12 protein-coding genes are annotated in these 16257 nt (G+C 71.6%); 3 read left to right on the top strand and 9 right to left on the bottom strand.

Annotated elements, in window-relative coordinates:
- Positions 1–73: 73 nt before the first annotated feature.
- The 3 genes from ACSYGO_RS33255 to ACSYGO_RS33245 all read left to right on the top strand — a co-directional run bounded on the left by ACSYGO_RS33255 (position 74) and on the right by ACSYGO_RS33245 (position 6954).
- Entirely contained in the window at positions 74–5062 is a 4989-nt protein-coding gene (locus ACSYGO_RS33255; protein WP_460388716.1) for an ATP-dependent helicase, read from the top strand.
- A 255-nt stretch (positions 5063–5317) separates the two neighbouring features.
- A complete protein-coding gene (locus tag ACSYGO_RS33250; RefSeq protein ID WP_460388715.1) occupies positions 5318–6160 on the top strand; it encodes an Fpg/Nei family DNA glycosylase in 843 nt (280 codons plus the stop codon).
- Between the two features lie 32 nt (positions 6161–6192).
- Positions 6193–6954 (top strand): SDR family NAD(P)-dependent oxidoreductase, encoded by a 762-nt coding sequence (locus ACSYGO_RS33245; protein ID WP_460388713.1) that lies wholly within the window; start codon positions 6193–6195, stop codon positions 6952–6954.
- Between the two features lie 3 nt (positions 6955–6957).
- Here ACSYGO_RS33245 and ACSYGO_RS33240 read toward each other — a convergent pair whose 3' ends face one another.
- The 9 genes from ACSYGO_RS33240 to ACSYGO_RS33200 form a co-directional block, all read right to left on the bottom strand.
- Entirely contained in the window at positions 6958–7185 is a 228-nt protein-coding gene (locus tag ACSYGO_RS33240; RefSeq protein WP_426681052.1) for a hypothetical protein, read from the bottom strand.
- Positions 7186–7283: 98 nt separating this feature from the next.
- Positions 7284–7754 (bottom strand): Dps family protein, encoded by a 471-nt coding sequence (locus ACSYGO_RS33235; protein WP_095937037.1) that lies wholly within the window; start codon positions 7752–7754, stop codon positions 7284–7286.
- A 233-nt stretch (positions 7755–7987) separates the two neighbouring features.
- The gene (locus tag ACSYGO_RS33230) at positions 7988–8365 is read right to left on the bottom strand and encodes a helix-turn-helix domain-containing protein (protein WP_028802355.1); all 378 of its coding nucleotides are present in this window, start codon (positions 8363–8365) and stop codon (positions 7988–7990) included.
- 109 nt (positions 8366–8474) lie between these two features.
- Positions 8475–9020, bottom strand: a complete 546-nt coding sequence (locus ACSYGO_RS33225; protein WP_460388711.1) for a CinA family protein — start codon at positions 9018–9020, stop codon at positions 8475–8477.
- Positions 9017–9739 carry a CDP-diacylglycerol--glycerol-3-phosphate 3-phosphatidyltransferase gene (gene pgsA, locus ACSYGO_RS33220; protein WP_432174434.1) on the bottom strand — a complete coding sequence of 241 codons (723 nt, stop codon included), beginning with the start codon at positions 9737–9739 and terminating at the stop codon, positions 9017–9019. The genes ACSYGO_RS33225 and pgsA overlap by 4 nt, the downstream gene beginning before the upstream one ends.
- Positions 9736–11214: a 30S ribosomal protein S12 methylthiotransferase RimO gene (gene rimO / locus ACSYGO_RS33215; RefSeq protein ID WP_432188439.1), complete on the bottom strand. Its 1479-nt coding sequence runs from the start codon at positions 11212–11214 to the stop codon at positions 9736–9738. The genes pgsA and rimO overlap by 4 nt, the downstream gene beginning before the upstream one ends.
- 92 nt (positions 11215–11306) lie before the next feature.
- Positions 11307–12173 (bottom strand): helix-turn-helix domain-containing protein, encoded by an 867-nt coding sequence (locus ACSYGO_RS33210; protein ID WP_095937033.1) that lies wholly within the window; start codon positions 12171–12173, stop codon positions 11307–11309.
- Positions 12174–12437: 264 nt separating this feature from the next.
- Positions 12438–15170: a DNA translocase FtsK gene (locus ACSYGO_RS33205; protein WP_432174436.1), complete on the bottom strand. Its 2733-nt coding sequence runs from the start codon at positions 15168–15170 to the stop codon at positions 12438–12440.
- 151 nt (positions 15171–15321) lie between these two features.
- Positions 15322–16005 (bottom strand): response regulator, encoded by a 684-nt coding sequence (locus ACSYGO_RS33200; protein WP_028802361.1) that lies wholly within the window; start codon positions 16003–16005, stop codon positions 15322–15324.
- Between the last annotated feature and the right edge of the window lie 252 nt (positions 16006–16257).

Genomic DNA, 16257 nt, shown 5'->3' with positions numbered 1-16257 from the left:
CGCGGCCTCCCGATCTCGACGATCATTTCCGCAGGTCAGGCACATTGTCAGTGGCCGGGTGCAGGATGGACGCATGGTCAGCTCCGCACACCGAGCCCTCGACGGCTTCTCCCCCGCGACCCGCGGCTGGTTCACGGGGGCCTTTTCCGCGCCCACCGCGGCCCAGGCCGGGGCGTGGGCAGCCATCGGCGAGGGTTCGGACGTCCTCGTCGTGGCCCCCACGGGCTCCGGCAAGACGCTGGCCGCCTTCCTCGCCGCGCTCGACCAGCTGGCCTCCACCCCGCCCCCGGCCGACCCGCGCAAGCGCTGCCGGGTGCTGTACGTGTCCCCGCTGAAGGCCCTCGCGGTCGACGTGGAGCGCAATCTGCGCAGCCCGCTCACCGGCATCCGGCAGGAGTCGGTGCGGCTCGGGCTGCCCGAACCCGAGGTCAAGGTGGGCATCCGCTCCGGGGACACCCCCGCGGCCGAGCGGCGCGCGCTGGCCACACGCCCGCCGGACATTCTGATCACGACTCCCGAGTCGCTGTTCCTGATGCTGACGTCGGCCACGCGCGACGCGCTGACGGGCATCGAGACGGTGATCCTCGACGAGGTCCACGCGGTGGCGGGCACCAAGCGCGGCGCCCATCTCGCGCTCACCCTGGAGCGCCTCGACGAGCTGCTCCCGAAGCCCGCCCGGCGGATCGGCCTCTCGGCCACGGTCCGCCCGGTGGACGAGGTGGCGCGCTTCCTCTCGCCCCGCCGCAAGGTGGAGATCGTCCAGCCGCGGTCCGGCAAGGAGTTCGATCTCTCCGTGGTCGTCCCGGTGGAGGACTTGGGCGAGCTGGGCGCCTCCCCCGCCGCCGACGGCAATGAGGGCGCCGAGAAGCCCTCCATCTGGCCGCACGTCGAGGAACGGATCGCCGACCTCGTCCAGTCCCACCGCTCGACGATCGTGTTCGCCAACTCCCGCCGCCTGGCGGAGCGCCTGTGCAACCGGCTCAACGAGATCGCGTACGAGAGGGCCACCGGGGAACCGCTCGATGAAGCACACGCACCGGCCCAGTTGATGGGCGGTTCGGGAGCCGCGCAAGGTGCCCCGCCCGTCATCGCCCGCGCCCACCACGGCTCCGTCTCCAAGGAGCAGCGGGCCCTCGTCGAGGAGGACCTGAAGGCCGGTCGTCTGCCGGCCGTGGTCGCCACCTCCAGCCTGGAGCTGGGCATCGACATGGGTGCGGTCGACCTCGTCGTGCAGGTGGAGTCGCCGCCGTCCGTGGCCTCCGGCCTGCAGCGCGTGGGGCGCGCCGGTCATCAGGTGGGCGCGGTCTCCACCGGTGTGGTGTTCCCCAAGTACCGGGGCGACCTGGTCCAGGCGGCCGTCGTCACCGAGCGGATGCGCACCGGTTCCATCGAGTCCCTCCGGGTGCCCGCCAATCCCCTGGACGTGCTGGCCCAGCAGCTCGTCGCCATGACCGCGCTCGACACATGGCAGGTCGACGACCTGCTCGCCATGGTCCGCCGGGCGGCCCCTTTCGCCTCGCTCCCGGAATCGGCCTTCACCGCGGTGCTCGACATGCTCGCGGGCCGCTATCCCTCCGACGCGTTCGCCGAGCTCAGGCCCCGCGTGGTGTGGGACCGCGTCGCCGGCACGGTCACCGGACGGCCCGGCGCCCAGCGCCTCGCCGTCACCTCCGGAGGCACGATCCCCGACCGGGGACTCTTCGGCGTCTTCCTCGCCGGGTCCGACCCCAAGAAGGGCGGCGGCCGGGTCGGCGAGCTCGACGAGGAGATGGTCTACGAGTCCCGCGTCGGCGACGTCTTCACGCTCGGCACCAGCTCGTGGCGCATCGAGGACATCACGCGCGACCGCGTACTGGTGTCGCCGGCCCCTGGCGTCCCGGGCAGGCTCCCCTTCTGGAAGGGCGACCAGCTCGGCCGTCCCCTCGAACTGGGCCGCGCGGTCGGCGCGTTCCTGCGCGAGGTGGGCTCGCTCTCCAAGGAGGACGCGCGGCTGCGGCTGCTCGCCGCCGGTCTGGACGCCTGGGCCGCGGACAACGTGCTGTCGTACCTGGCCGAACAGCGCGAGGCGTGCGGTCACGTCCCCGACGACCGGACCATCGTCGTCGAGCGGTTCCGCGACGAGCTGGGCGACTGGCGCGTCGTCGTGCACTCGCCGTTCGGGGCCCAGGTCCACGCCCCCTGGGCGCTCGCGCTGGGCGCCAAGCTCTCCGAGCGGTACGGCATGGACGCCCAGGTGATGCACGCCGACGACGGCATCGTGCTGCGGCTGCCCGACGCCGACCTCATGGGCCTGGACCTGCTCGACCAGACCCCGACGAAGGCGGGCACGGAGTACGACGCGGAGCAGGCGCCCGTGGGAGCGGCGGACGTCGCCTTCGACAAGGGCGAGGTCGACCAGATCGTCACCGACCAGGTGGGCGGCTCCGCGCTGTTCGCGTCCCGCTTCCGCGAGTGCGCCGCCCGCGCGCTGCTGCTGCCGCGCCGCAATCCCGGCAAGCGCACCCCGCTGTGGCAGCAGCGCCAGCGCGCAGCCCAACTCCTCGAAGTGGCAAGCGAGTACGGATCGTTCCCGATCGTCCTCGAAGCGGTCCGCGAGTGCCTCCAGGACGTCTTCGACGTGCCGGGCCTCACGGAACTGATGGGCGACATCGAGTCCCGCAAGGTGCGGCTCGTCGAGGTCACCACACCCGAGCCCTCCCCCTTCGCCCGCTCCCTGCTCTTCGGGTACGTCGCGCAGTTCCTCTACGAGGGGGACTCCCCGCTGGCCGAGCGGCGCGCCGCCGCCCTGTCGCTGGACTCGCGGCTGCTGGCCGAGCTCCTTGGTCAGGCAGAGCTGCGCGAGCTCCTCGACGCCGACGTCCTGGCCGAGTTGGAGCGTGAGCTCCAGTGGCTGACGGAGGACCGCCGCGTCAAGGACGTGGAGGGAGTCGCCGACCTGCTGCGTCTGCTCGGTCCGCTCACGGACGGCGAGCTGGCGGAGCGCGGCGCCGAGCCGCAGTGGGCCCACGAGTTGACCGCCGCCCGCCGGGCGATCCGGGTGCGGATCGGCGGGGCGGACCACTGGGCCGCCATCGAGGACGCGGGCCGGCTGCGCGACGCACTCGGCACGGCGCTGCCCGTCGGTGTCCCGGAAGCCTTCACCGAACCGGTCAAGGATCCGCTCGGCGACCTGCTCGCCCGGTACGCGCGCACCCACGGCCCGTTCACCTCCACGACGGCCGCGGCCCGCTTCGGTCTCGGCACGGCCGTCACGGACGGGGCGCTGCAGCGGCTCGCGGCGAGCGGGCGTGTGGTGCAGGGGGAGTTCCATCCGGCGGGCATCGGCCAGGAGTGGTGCGACGCGGCGGTGCTGCGCAGACTGCGGCGGCGCTCCCTCGCGGCCCTTCGTCACGAGCTGGAGCCGGTGCCGCCGGCCGCGCTCGCCCAGTTCCTGCCGCAGTGGCAGCACATGGGCCAGGGGCACGGGCTGCGTGGCGTCGACGGACTGGTGCGCGCCGTCGAGCAGTTGCAGGGCGCGTCCGTGCCCGCGTCCGCGCTGGAGAAGCTCGTCCTGCCCTCCCGGGTCGCGGGTTACGCCCCCGCGATGCTCGACGAACTCACCGCCGCCGGAGAGGTGGTGTGGGCCGGGGCCGGGTCGCTGCCGGGCAAGGACGGGTGGGTCTCGCTGTATCTGGCCGACGCCGCCCCGCTGCTCCTGCCGGCCCCGCACCCGCTGGAGCTGACGGCGCTCCACCAGTCGGTGTTGGACTCCCTGTCCGGAGGGTATGGCCTCTTCTTCCGCCAGATCGCCGACCAGGTGCGCGCCACCACGCACCCCGACGCCACCGACCCCCAGCTCGCCGACACCCTCTGGGACCTGGCCTGGTCCGGTCGCCTGACGAACGACACGCTCGCGCCGATGCGCTCCGTCCTGGGCTCCGGCCGCACCGCGGGGTCCACGGCGCACCGCGCCAAACGGTCCGTCCCGCGCGGGCGTTACGGCTCACTGACCGGCGGGGCGCGTCCTCAGTCCCGGACCGGTCCGCCGACGGTGGCGGGCCGCTGGTCGCTGCTCCCCGAGCGCGAACCGGATGCCACGGTGCGCGCTCATGCCCTGGCCCGCACCCTGCTCGACCGGCACGGCGTGGTGACACGGGGTGCCGTCGCCGCGGAGGGGGTCGAGGGCGGCTTCTCGGCGGTGTACCGCATCCTGTCCGCCTTCGAGGACAGCGGCCAGGCCCGGCGCGGCTATGTGGTCGAGGGACTCGGCGCGGCCCAATTCGCGATGGACGGCGCGGTGGACCGCCTGCGCGCGGCGGCGAACGCCCGGGACCGGGGCGAGGCCCTGTCCGCCCAGGGCATGTCGGACGGATTCCCGGGCTTCCCGGACGGTCTCCCGGCCGTCCCCGACTTCCCCGGCGATCTCGGCTCCGCGAACACCCCCGCGTTCCCGGGCGACCCCGGATTCGGGGACGCCCTCGGTTTCCCGGACGTCGCGGGCTTCCCAGACGAGCACGGCCCCGACGGCGATCACACCTACTCCGCCGACTCCGCGTTCTCGGCAGGTCCCGCCTTCCCGGCCCGCTCGGGCGGCGCCTACGGTTCCGCCCGCCCCCCATCGGGCTACGGCGACGGCACCGGCCGTCCGGGCGGCCCTGGCTTCCAGGGTGGCCGCTCCCGTACCCGAGCGGCCTCCCCGGCGGTGGTGCTGGCGGCCGCCGACCCGGCCAATGCGTACGGCGCGGCGCTGTCCTGGCCCGAGCCCCCGACCGGTGCGGGACACAAGCCGGGCCGCAAGGCAGGCTCGCTCGTGGTCCTCGTCGACGGCGAGCTGGCCCTCTACATGGAGCGGGGCGGCAAGACCCTGCTCGCCTGGCCCTCGGACCCGGACGCGTCGGTCATGGAGGACGCCCGGCTGCTCAGTGCCGCCGAGGCGCTCGCCGGTGCCGCCCGCGCGGGTTCTCTCGGCACGGTGACGGTCGAGCGGGTCAACGGCGCCTCCGCGCTCACCTCCCCGTTCGGCACCCTCCTGGAAGGAGCGGGCTTCATCGCGACCCCCCGTGGACTGCGCCTGCGCGCCTGAGCCGCCCGCAGGCACCTCGCGCGCGCCACCCGCCCGAGCCGCCCGCCGGCACCACGGCACGGGCCACGCGCACCGGCCCGAGCCACCTACCCACGCCCCACCGCGCGCGACGCGCCACCGGCCCGGGCCATACGCACACCCCACACACCCCACACACCCGCACACTCACACCCCGCGCGCGCCGCACCCCCGCACCCCCGCACCCCACGACTGCACCCCCGTCCACCACCCCCCGACGCATGCCACCCTGGAGCCATGCCCGAAGGAGACACCGTCTGGCAGGCGGCGAAAAGGCTGCACACCGCCCTCGCGGGCAAGGTGCTGGTCCGTTCCGACCTGCGGGTGCCCCGGTACGCCACCGCCGACCTCACCGGCCGTGCCGTCCTGGAGGTCGCCCCGCGCGGAAAGCACCTCCTCACCCGGATCGAGGGCGGGCTGACCCTCCACTCGCATCTGCGGATGGACGGCTCCTGGAAGGTGTACGCGCCCGGCCAGCGCTGGAGCGGTGGCCCCGCGCACCAGATCCGGGCCGTCCTCGGTACCGCCGACCGCACGGCCGTCGGCTACCGCCTCCCTGTACTGGACCTCATCCGCACCGGCGAGGAGCAGCGGGCGGTGGGCCATCTCGGCCCCGACCTCCTCGGCCCGGACTGGGACCCGGACAAGGCCCTCGCGAACCTCCTCCGCGACCCGGCCCGCCCTCTCGGTGAGGCCCTGCTGGACCAGCGCAATCTCGCCGGCATCGGCAACGTCTACAAGAGCGAGCTGTGCTTCCTGCTGGGCCTCACCCCCTGGCTCCCCGTCGGCGACCTTCCCGCCGACCGCGCCGCTCAACTGCCGGTCCTCGCCAAGAGGCTGCTGGAGGCCAACCGCGACCGCCCCACCCGCGTCACCACGGGACGGCGCGACCAGAACCTGTTCGTGTACGGCCGCACGCCCCGCCCCTGCCTTCGATGCGGCACCCCGATCCGGTCGGCCGACCAGGGAGACGGTTCCCGCGAGCGCCCCACGTACTGGTGCCCGAGGTGCCAGCCCGGCCCCACCCCGCCGCCGGGCGCCGGCCGACTGCGTACAAGTCCCCGGCACACGACTAATTGACGACCCGTCAGAAACCCTCGTACCGTCACTTCATGCCCCTCACGGCGTACGACCTCACCGGACGCACCGCATTCGTCACCGGCGCCGCCAGCGGCATCGGCCGGGCCTCCGCCCTCCTGCTCGCCCGGGCCGGAGCCACCGTCCATTGCGCGGACCGCGACGCACAGGGCCTGGACCGGACGGCCGTGCAGATCAAGGACGAGGGCGGCACGGCCCACACGCACCCGCTCGACGTCTCCGACCGCGCCCAGGTCCAGCAGGCCGTCGCGTCCTGCGAGCGCCTGGACGTCATGGCCGCGGTCGCCGGGATCATGCACAGCAGCCCGGTTCTGGAGACCCGGGACGAGGACCTCGACCGCGTTCTGAACGTCAACTTCAAGGGCGTGTGGTACGCCTGCCAGGAAGCCGCCCGCCTGATGATCGCGAAAGGCATCAGGGGCAGTGTCATCACGATGGCGTCCGGCGCCATCGACACCGGCGGCCCCGGGCTGTTCTGCTACGGAGCGGCGAAGGCAGCCGTGGTGCAGCTGACGAAGACGCTGGCCACCGAGGTCGGCCCGCACGGCATCCGGGTCAACGCGGTCGCGCCCGGCTGGACCCGTACGGCGATGACCGATCGTCACGGGGAGGCGCAGGCACACACGGAGGCGTTCATGGCGCGCCTGTCACCACTGGGCCGGGTCGGCGAACCGGAGGACATCGCCCACGCGGTGCTGCATCTGGCCTCCGACGCCTCGGCGTTCACGACGGGTCAGATCCTGCGCCCCAACGGCGGCGTGTCGATGCCCTGGTAGCGGTCACGAGTCCGGCCGCGCGGCCACGGCGACCCGCGCCGGCCTCGCGGCACGCGCCGTCCGGGACTTCGGCACGCAGTGCACCGGCAGCACGCTCAGCCCCCAGCCGCCGGCCGCGACCGCGCCCTCCAGCATCCCGGCGCCCGGCACCAGCGCGAGCCTGAGCACGCTCCACCACCACAGCACCCCCAGCCCCAGTGCGGTCCCCCAGCGCGCTATTCGCCCTGCCATGCCGCCACCTCCAGCCCGACGCTAGATCGCTTTCCCGGCACACGAGCAGGGCACACCGGCGCCACCGGGGCACGCCCCGGGCGCGGCCCCGCGGAGGGTCACCCGTTCTCCGCCTGGAACATCCAGTGATGCTTCTCCAGGTCGGCCGTGATCCCGATGAAGATGTCCTGGCTCACCGGGTCCGGCTCCGCCGTGGCCTCGACCCGCTCACGCATCCGCGCGATCACCGCGTCCAGCGCGTCCACGAGCGTCTTCACGGCGTCGGTGTCCCGCACCCAGCCCTCCGGCGTCACATCGATGCCGGAGCTGGTGGCCACGGTCGAGGCCCGCCCGTCCGGCGGGACTCCGAGGGTCGCGGCGCGCTCGGCCACGGTGTCGGAGTGCAGCCGGGCGGTGTCCACGACCTCGTCGAGCTGGAGGTGGATGGAGCGGAAGCGCGGCCCCACCACGTTCCAGTGGACCTGCTTGGCCACGAGCGAGAGGTCCACCAGGTCGACCAGTGCGCCCTGCAGCGCATCGGCCACGGTCTTCAGGTCCGCGTCGGACAGCGGGCTCTTCACGACGTACATCCACATCCTCCGATTACGACGATCGATCGCGATCAAGACATCCGGCGGCGGCCGCCGGCCGCTACCGAGCTGCCCCTCCACCATGGCCGCCGCGCCGGATACCGGCAAATGGACGCATAGAGGACACCCGTACAACGTGAAAACCCCGGCCGCACTCCTCCAGGTCCCCCCGGAGAAGCCCCGGCCGGGGCTCTCACACACTTCCTCGGCCCACGAGCGTGAGCCCGCGGGTGTCAGGCGGCGACGACGTCGACCGCTTCTGTAGGCGCCTTGATCGTGACCCGTTCCGGTGGCACGCCGGTGACCGACACGGAATTGAGCATCGGGCGACGTACCGGTGCGGGCACCGGTTCGGTGGCCGCAGCCGACTGTGCCAGCTCGGCGAGGGCGAGCTCGTCGCTCACTTCCCGCATGAGCTCGGACATCCGTACGTCCAGCGCGTCGCAGATCGCGGAGAGCAGCTCGGAGGATGCCTCCTTCTGCCCCCGCTCCACCTCGGAGAGATAGCCGAGTGAGACTCGGGCGGACGAGGAGACTTCGCGCAGAGTACGGCCCTGGCGCTGGCGCTGCCGACGCAGCACGTCACCCAGCAGGCGACGGAGCAGAATCATCGGTGGCTCCCTCCTCGGACCGCGTAGCCGCATCCTTCACGCCCCACCGTACCGCCTCGCGCCGCGGCCGTGCGGGGAGCGATGTCGTGTTCACTCAGGGCTGCAAACATCAAAACCCCCCGTTCTGTTCCGTATCCTGTGCCCGCTCATTCCCGGTCTGTTCGCCCGCCAGCTCCTTCAGGAGCAGTGCGAGTACGCTCCGTACACTCTCCATACGGATTTCCGCCCGGTCGCCGTTCAACCGCAGCGGTATCACTTTCCCGCCACGGGCGGGTTCAAAAGTCGTCGGGGAAGGCACTTCGACGGCCACGAAGACGGTGCCGACCGGCTGGCCGTCCTGGGGGTCCGGACCGGCCACACCGGTGGTCGCGATCCCCCAGTCCGCGCCGAGCGCCTTGCGCACACCGACCGCCATCTGGGCCGCGACCTGCGGATCCACCGCACCACGCTCGGCCAGCAGAGTGGCGTCGACGCCGAGCAGCTCGTGCTTGAGTTCGGTGGCGTAGGCGGTCACCGAGCCTCGGAAGACCTTGGAGGCTCCCGGAACCGCGGTGATCTCCGCGGCCACCAGGCCACCGGTGAGCGACTCCGCGACGGCCAGGGTCTCACCCCTCACCGTGAGTAGTCGCACCACGTCAGTGGCCGGGGACGTCACCGCTCCGCCTCCTCCGCGGCCGCCCGGCGCTCCGCGATTCCGCGCCTGCGCAGCACAATGGCCTGTCTCACGTAGTCGAGTCCTGTGACCACGGTGAGGACGACTGCCACGGCCATCACCCAGAACCTCAGGGTGGCCAGCGGCCCCGTCAGTGCCAGCACGTACATGCCGACGGCCGTGCCCTGGGCCAGCGTCTTCATCTTGCCGCCGCGGCTGGCCGGGATGACCCCGTACCGGATGACCAGGAAGCGCATCAGCGTGATCCCGAGCTCGCGGCCGAGGATCACCCCGGTCACCCACCAGGGCAGATCGCCGAGGTACGAGAGGCAGATGAGCGCCGCGCCCATGATCGCCTTGTCGGCGATGGGGTCGGCGATCTTCCCGAAGTCGGTGACGAGGTTGTACGTCCGGGCCAGGTGACCGTCGAAGATGTCGGTGATCATGGCGACGGCGAAGGCCGCCCAGGCCCAGGCACGCCACGCCGGGTCGTACCCGCCGTCGGCCAGCATCAGCGCGATGAAGCCGGGGACGAGGACGAGCCGGACCATGGTCAGGATGTTGGCGATGTTCCAGAGGCTGGCCTCGTTGACGGCGGCAGCGCCCAGTTTCCCGCCCCGCACCGGCTTGGCACCTCCCGGAGCACCGGATGCGCCGGGGGCGCCCGCCGCGCCCTGCGCGCTGGAGGAGCCGCCCGCCGCGGACGCCGGGACTCCGGTCATCTGGCCGCCTCCTCAGCACACGACAGCGAGCCCACCAGGAGGGGCTCGGCCACCAGGTCGACACCTTCCGTGCCGACCACCTTCGCCTCGACGATACGGCCCACGGTGAGCCCCTCGCCGCTCGTGAACAGCACCTGTCCGTCCGTCTCCGGCGCCTGGTGGGCGGCGCGGCCGTAGGCGCCGTCCTCGTCGTCCAGGGACTCCACGAGCACGTGCAGGGTCTCTCCGACCCGCTCCTCGGCGCGCTGCGCGACGAGCTCCTCGGCGAGGCGGGAGACACGCGCGAGGCGCTCGGCGACGACGTCCTCGTCGAGCTTGTTCTCGTACGTCGCCGCCTCGGTTCCCTCCTCGTCGGAGTATCCGAAGACGCCGATCGCGTCGAGGCGCGCGCCCGTGAGGAAGCGCTCCAGCTCCGCGAGGTCGGCCTCGGTCTCGCCGGGGAAGCCCACGATGAAGTTGGACCGCACGCCGGCCTGCGGGGCCTTGGCGCGGATGGTGTCGAGCAGCTCCAGGAAGCGGTCGGTGTCGCCGAAGCGGCGCATCGCACGCAGCACGCCGGGCGCGGAGTGCTGGAAGGACAGGTCGAAGTAGGGCACCACGTTCGGTGTCGAGGTGAGCACGTCGATGAGGCCGGGGCGCATCTCGGCGGGCTGGAGGTAGCTGACGCGGACACGCTCGATGCCGTCGATCTCGGCGAGCTCGGGCAGCAGCGTCTCCAGGAGGCGGATGTCGCCGAGGTCCTTGCCGTACGAGGTGTTGTTCTCGGAGACCAGCATGATCTCCTTGACGCCCTGCTCGGCGAGCCAGCGGCTCTCGTTCAGCACGTCGCTGGGGCGGCGCGAGATGAAGGAGCCGCGGAAGGACGGGATGGCGCAGAACGAGCAGCGTCGGTCGCAGCCGGAGGCGAGCTTCACCGAGGCGACGGGCGAGCCGTCGAGGCGGCGGCGCAGGGGGGCGCGGGGGCCGGACACCGGGGCCACGCCCTCGGGAAGGTCCTCGGGTGCGCCGTGGCCGGGAAGGGCCACCTCCTCGCCTGCGGTCTGCCGCTCGGCGGGGCTGATCGGCAGCAGCTTGCGCCGGTCGCGCGGGGTGTGCGAGGCGTGGACGCCGCCGCTCAGGATGGTCTGGAGGCGGTCGGAGATGTCGGCGTAGTCGTCGAAGCCGAGCACGCCGTCGGCCTCGGGCAGGGCCTCCGCGAGTTCCTTGCCGTACCGCTCGGCCATGCAGCCCACCGCCACGACGGCCTGGGTTCTGCCGTGCCCCTTGAGATCATTGGCCTCGAGGAGGGCATCGACGGAGTCCTTCTTGGCGGCCTCGACGAAGCCACAGGTGTTGACGACCGCGACGTCCGCTTCCTCGGCGTCCTCCACGAGTTGCCAGCCGTCCGCCTCCAAGCGGCCTGCGAGCTCCTCCGAGTCCACCTCGTTACGGGCGCAGCCAAGGGTGACGAGTGCGACGGTACGGCGTTCAGGCATGGGCTCAAGACTACTTTGTCTCTCCGACAGCCCACGTCGACGGGGTTGGCCGATCTTGGCCAACCCCGTACCGGCTGTCCCCTTCGGACGGTTTATCCGACCTGGGGGTCGCCCTTCGTGTAGGTGAGACGCTCGACCGCGCCGGGCTGGAAGTCGTCCTCGATCTTCTTGCCGTTCACGTACAGCTGGATGGCTCCGGCGTCCCCGAGGATCAGGTTGATCTTCGAGTTGTCCTGGAAGGTCTTGGACTCGCCCTGCTTCAGCAGGCCGTCGAAGAGCATCCGGCCGTTGTGGTCCTTGGCGGAGATCCAGCTGCGTCCGTCGGCGGCGCTGACCTGGACGGTGACCTTGTCCTGCGGCGCGGCCGCGATGGCGCTGTCGGAGGGGTCGGGCTTGGGGTCGGCGGGCTTCGTGGTCTCGGGGCCGGCCGAGGAGGCGGTCTTGCTGGCGGTCGGCTTGGAGCCCTCGGCGACCTGTGTCTTCGAACCGTCCTCGTCGCCGCCGCTGCCCTTGACGACGGTGAACCCGACGAAGCCGATCACCGCGACGATCGCGGCGACCATGGCGGCGGTCCAGTTCGGCCCGCGCCGCTCCGGGCGGATACGTTCCGCCTCGAAGAGCGGGGCGGCCGGCGTGGGTGCGGGGCGCCCGCCGTGCTCGGCGTCGTACCGGGCGAGCAGGGGGGCCGGATCGAGGTGGACGGCGCGGGCCAGGGTCCTGATGTGACCGCGGGCGTAGACGTCACCGCCACAGGGGGCGAAGTCGTCCTGTTCGATCGCGTGGACGATGGCGATGCGGACCCTGGTGGCGTTGGTGACGTCGTCGACGCTCAGTCCCGCCTCGATGCGCGCCTGCTTGAGGGCACGGCCGATCGAGAGGAACTGCTCGGCATCGCGGTCATCTTCGAACGGACGCTCGTCTTCGGGGAAGTTGCCGTCAGGGGAGTTGCCGATGGACACGGGGGCGCCTTTCGAGCGTGTAGCCACCTGTGCTGGACGTTCAGTCTAGGGGGGGTACGAAAGGGTGGGGCAACCGGGCGGTAGGACTTTGTACGCCATCAGAATGGCCGGTCATCCTGATGTCGGGACACCTTCGCGCCCCTTCGCTCAACTTGACGTGCGACGACGGGAAACGGTTGCTCGCGGTTTCCTCACAGGTGAGTCACGTTCGAATACCCGCGTGTCGCGGACTCATCCGTCCGATGACCGACCTGTCCTGTTTCCTTACGCTTCAGCTTCCCCACGAATCACGGCGAGCACTCCATCGAGTTCGTCCGCCTTCACCAGGACGTCGCGCGCCTTGGACCCTTCGCTGGGGCCGACGATGTTGCGCGACTCCATGAGGTCCATCAGACGACCGGCCTTCGCGAAACCGACGCGCAGCTTGCGCTGGAGCATCGAGGTCGACCCGAACTGCGAGGTGACGACCAGTTCGGCGGCGGCGCACAGCAGGTCGAGGTCGTCGCCGATGTCCTCGTCGATCTCCTTCTTCTGCTTGGTGCCCACGGTGACGTCGTCCCGGAAGACGGGCGCCATCTGGTCCTTGCAGTGCTGGACGACCGCGGCGACCTCGTCCTCGGTGACGAAGGCGCCCTGCATACGGGTCGGCTTGTTCGCGCCCATCGGCAGGAACAGTCCGTCGCCCTTGCCGATCAGCTTCTCGGCGCCCGGCTGGTCGAGGATGACCCGGCTGTCGGCGAGCGAGGAGGTGGCGAAGGCGAGCCTGGAGGGCACGTTGGCCTTGATGAGACCGGTGACGACGTCGACGGACGGCCGCTGCGTGGCGAGCACGAGGTGGATGCCTGCCGCGCGGGCGAGCTGGGTGATGCGGACGATCGCGTCCTCGACGTCGCGCGGGGCGACCATCATCAGGTCGGCGAGCTCGTCGACGATCACCAGCAGGTAGGGGTACGGCTGGAGTTCGCGCTCGCTGCCCTCCGGCAGCTTCACCTTGCCGTTCCTGATGGCCTCGTTGAAGTCGTCGATGTGCCGGTAGCCGAACGCCGCGAGGTCGTCGTAGCGCAGGTCCATCTCGCGGACGACCCACTGCAGGGCCTCGGCGGCCCGCTTCGGGTTGGTGATGATCGGTGTGATCAGGTGCGGGATGCCTTCGTAGGCCGTGAGTTCCACGCGCTTGGGGTCGACGAGGACCATCCGCACGTCCTCGGGCGTCGCGCGGACCATGACCGAGGTGATCAGGCAGTTGATGCACGAGGACTTGCCGGAGCCGGTGGCGCCGGCGACGAGGACGTGCGGCATCTTCGCGAGGTTGGCCATCACGTAGCCGCCCTCGACGTCCTTGCCGAGCGCGACCAGCATGGGGTGGTCGTCCTCCGCCGCGTCCGCGAGGCGCAGGACGTCACCGAGGTTGACCATCTCGCGGTCCGTGTTCGGGATCTCGATGCCGACCGCCGACTTCCCGGGGATCGGGCTGATGATCCGGACGTCGGGGCTGGCGACGGCGTACGCGATGTTCTTGGTGAGAGCGGTGATGCGCTCGACCTTGACGGCGGGGCCGAGTTCGACCTCGTACCGCGTGACCGTCGGGCCGCGGGTGAAGCCGGTGACGGCGGCGTCGACCTTGAACTCCATGAAGACGTTCTGGAGGGAGGCGACGACCGCGTCGTTGGCGGCGCTGCGTGTCTTGCCGGGGCCGCCTCGCTCCAGCAGGTCGAGCGACGGCAGCGAGTAGGTGATGTCGCCGGACAGCTGGAGCTGCTCGGCGCGCGGGGGCAGTTCGCGGGCCTCGTCGGGCGCGGCCTTGGTCAGGTCGGGCACGACGGAGTCGACCGGCAGGGCCTCCTGCTTGGGCGCCTTGGCCGCCTTGGGGCTCTTGGCGCGCGCGGCCGGTACGGGTGTCGTCTCCTCGTATCCGTCCCGCTCCACGCTGACGCCCTGCGTGAGGTCGGCGACCAGCGGCGAGGGCGGCATGCCGTGCAGCACGGCTCCGTCGAGGGCGGCCGCCGCGGCGGCGGCGACGTCCACCGCGTCCATCGGGCGGTTCATGTCGGGCTGCTGCACGGCGGACCGCCTGGGGCGGCTCCGGCGCTTGCTGAGGGCGTCCTGCTCGGCGCTGTCCGGGTCGTAGGCCTCGGGGGCGCTCGCCCGCCTGCGGGGGCGCGCGGGAGTCGCCTCGCGCCACTGCTCGTCGTAGCCCTCGTCGCCGAGGTCGTCCTCGTCGGCGTCGGCCTGGACGACGCCGAGCCTCTGGCCGAGCATCCGCAGCCGCTGCGGAATGGCGTTCACCGGGGTCGCGGTGACGACCAGCAGTCCGAAGACGGTGAGCAGCACCAGGAGCGGTACGGCGAGGACGTCACCCATCGTGTACGTCAGCGGGGTGGACGCGCCCCAGCCGATGAGCCCGCCGGCATCCCTTATGGCCTGCATGCCGTCGCTGCGCGCGGGCGCCCCGCACGCGATGTGGACCTGGCCGAGCACACCGATCACGAGCGCGGACAGGCCGATCACGATGCGGCCGTTGGCCTCGGGCTTCTCGGGGTGCCTGATGAGCCGCGCGGCGATGACGCCGAGCAGTATCGGGACGAGCAGGTCGAGGCGGCCGAAGGCGCCCGTCACCAGCATCTCGACGAGGTCGCCGACGGGGCCGCGCAGGTTGGACCAGGTGCCCGCCGCCGTGATCAGCGCCAGGCCGAGCAGCAGGAGCGCGACCCCGTCCTTGCGGTGAGCCGGGTCGAGACCCTTCGCACCCCGCCCTATGCCGCGGAACATCGCTCCCACGGCGTGCGCGATGCCCAGCCAGAGGGCGCGTACGAGTCTGTACACGCCCCCGGTCGGGTTGGGCGCCGGCGCGGGAGCGGGCTTCTTCGCCGCGGTCTTCTTGGCGGGCGCCTTCTTGGCGGCCGCCTTTTTCGCGGGGGCCTTCTTCGCCGGAGCCTTCGTCGGAGCGGCCGCCTTCTTCGCTGGCGGCTTCTTGGCTGCGGACTGACGTGAGGCCATGTGTGTGAGGTTACCGGTGGAGACGGCAGCGGACACGTGTGCCTACCGCTTCACCCGTTCGTGTCGCCTTTGCGAGGGACGGAAACTGACGCCACCTCACCCGGGAGGCCTGACGTCCGGATTCGTCCTGGAGGGACGGGAGGGACGGCGCTCAGTTCTGCGACGGCACCGAGGGCGCCCCGCTCCCCGTGCCCGGCTCCAGTGCGTCCAGCGCCCTGCGCAGGCCGGTGAGTTTGCGTTCGAGATGGGCCGCGGTGGCGACCGCCGCCGCGTCGGCGGAGTCGTCGTCGAGCTGCTTGGACAGCGCCTCGGCCTGCTCCTCGACGGCCGCGAGCCGCGCGGAGAGCTCGGCGAGGAGTCCGGCGGGCTCCTTGGCCTCACCCAGCGCCGCCTTGCCGCCGCCCTCCAACTGGAGGCGCAGCAGAGCCGCCTGCTCACGGAGTTGGCAGTTCTTCATGTAGAGCTCGACGAAGACGGAGACCTTCGCGCGGAGCACCCATGGGTCGAACGGCTTGGAGATGTAGTCGACCGCGCCGGCCGCGTAACCCCGGAAGGTGTGGTGCGGGCCGTGGTTGATCGCGGTAAGGAAGATGATCGGGATGTCCCGGGTCCGTTCCCGGCGCTTGATGTGCGCGGCGGTTTCGAAACCGTCCATGCCCGGCATCTGGACGTCCAGCAGAATGACCGCGAAGTCGTCCGTGAGCAGCGCTTTGAGCGCTTCCTCCCCGGACGATGCCCGAACCAGTGTCTGATCGAGCGCGGAGAGAATCGCCTCCAGCGCCAGCAGATTCTCCGGCCGGTCATCGACCAGGAGGATCTTGGCCTTCTGCACCATGGCCCGCCCTCCTCGCCCCGGCATGGGGCCTCCCCTGTCCGAAGGACTTGAGGTGGCACCGGGCGCCGCCCCAGGGGACGACTCCCTTGCGTCGTCCGTCCTTGTGCCGGTCATGGTAGCCGCACCCCGCCTGTCGCCACACCCTGTCACCGCGATGTCACTGTGCACGTAGCAGAAACGTAGCGGGAGACCAGAAGGTTCCCCGTATCCCGTACTTCTACACGGCTTCAGGCACAGTCAGTTATGCGACAC

It is taken from the genome of Streptomyces krungchingensis (genome assembly GCF_054729265.1).
Note: the sequence above shows the minus strand (reverse complement) of the source record. Positions and strands in the feature narration are given on the sequence as shown.

Excerpts from the sequence above, each read along its gene's own strand:
- ACSYGO_RS33255 (WP_460388716.1), top strand. The coding sequence starts at position 74 with ATGGTCAGCTCCGCACACCGAGCCCTCGACGGCTTCTCCCCCGCGACC.
- ACSYGO_RS33250 (WP_460388715.1), top strand. The coding sequence starts at position 5,318 with ATGCCCGAAGGAGACACCGTCTGGCAGGCGGCGAAAAGGCTGCACACC.
- ACSYGO_RS33245 (WP_460388713.1), top strand. The coding sequence starts at position 6,193 with ATGCCCCTCACGGCGTACGACCTCACCGGACGCACCGCATTCGTCACC.
- ACSYGO_RS33240 (WP_426681052.1), bottom strand. The coding sequence starts at position 7,185 with ATGGCAGGGCGAATAGCGCGCTGGGGGACCGCACTGGGGCTGGGGGTG.
- ACSYGO_RS33235 (WP_095937037.1), bottom strand. The coding sequence starts at position 7,754 with ATGTACGTCGTGAAGAGCCCGCTGTCCGACGCGGACCTGAAGACCGTG.
- ACSYGO_RS33230 (WP_028802355.1), bottom strand. The coding sequence starts at position 8,365 with ATGATTCTGCTCCGTCGCCTGCTGGGTGACGTGCTGCGTCGGCAGCGC.
- pgsA (WP_432174434.1), bottom strand. The coding sequence starts at position 9,739 with ATGACCGGAGTCCCGGCGTCCGCGGCGGGCGGCTCCTCCAGCGCGCAG.
- rimO (WP_432188439.1), bottom strand. The coding sequence starts at position 11,214 with ATGCCTGAACGCCGTACCGTCGCACTCGTCACCCTTGGCTGCGCCCGT.
- ACSYGO_RS33205 (WP_432174436.1), bottom strand. The coding sequence starts at position 15,170 with ATGGCCTCACGTCAGTCCGCAGCCAAGAAGCCGCCAGCGAAGAAGGCG.
- ACSYGO_RS33200 (WP_028802361.1), bottom strand. The coding sequence starts at position 16,005 with ATGGTGCAGAAGGCCAAGATCCTCCTGGTCGATGACCGGCCGGAGAAT.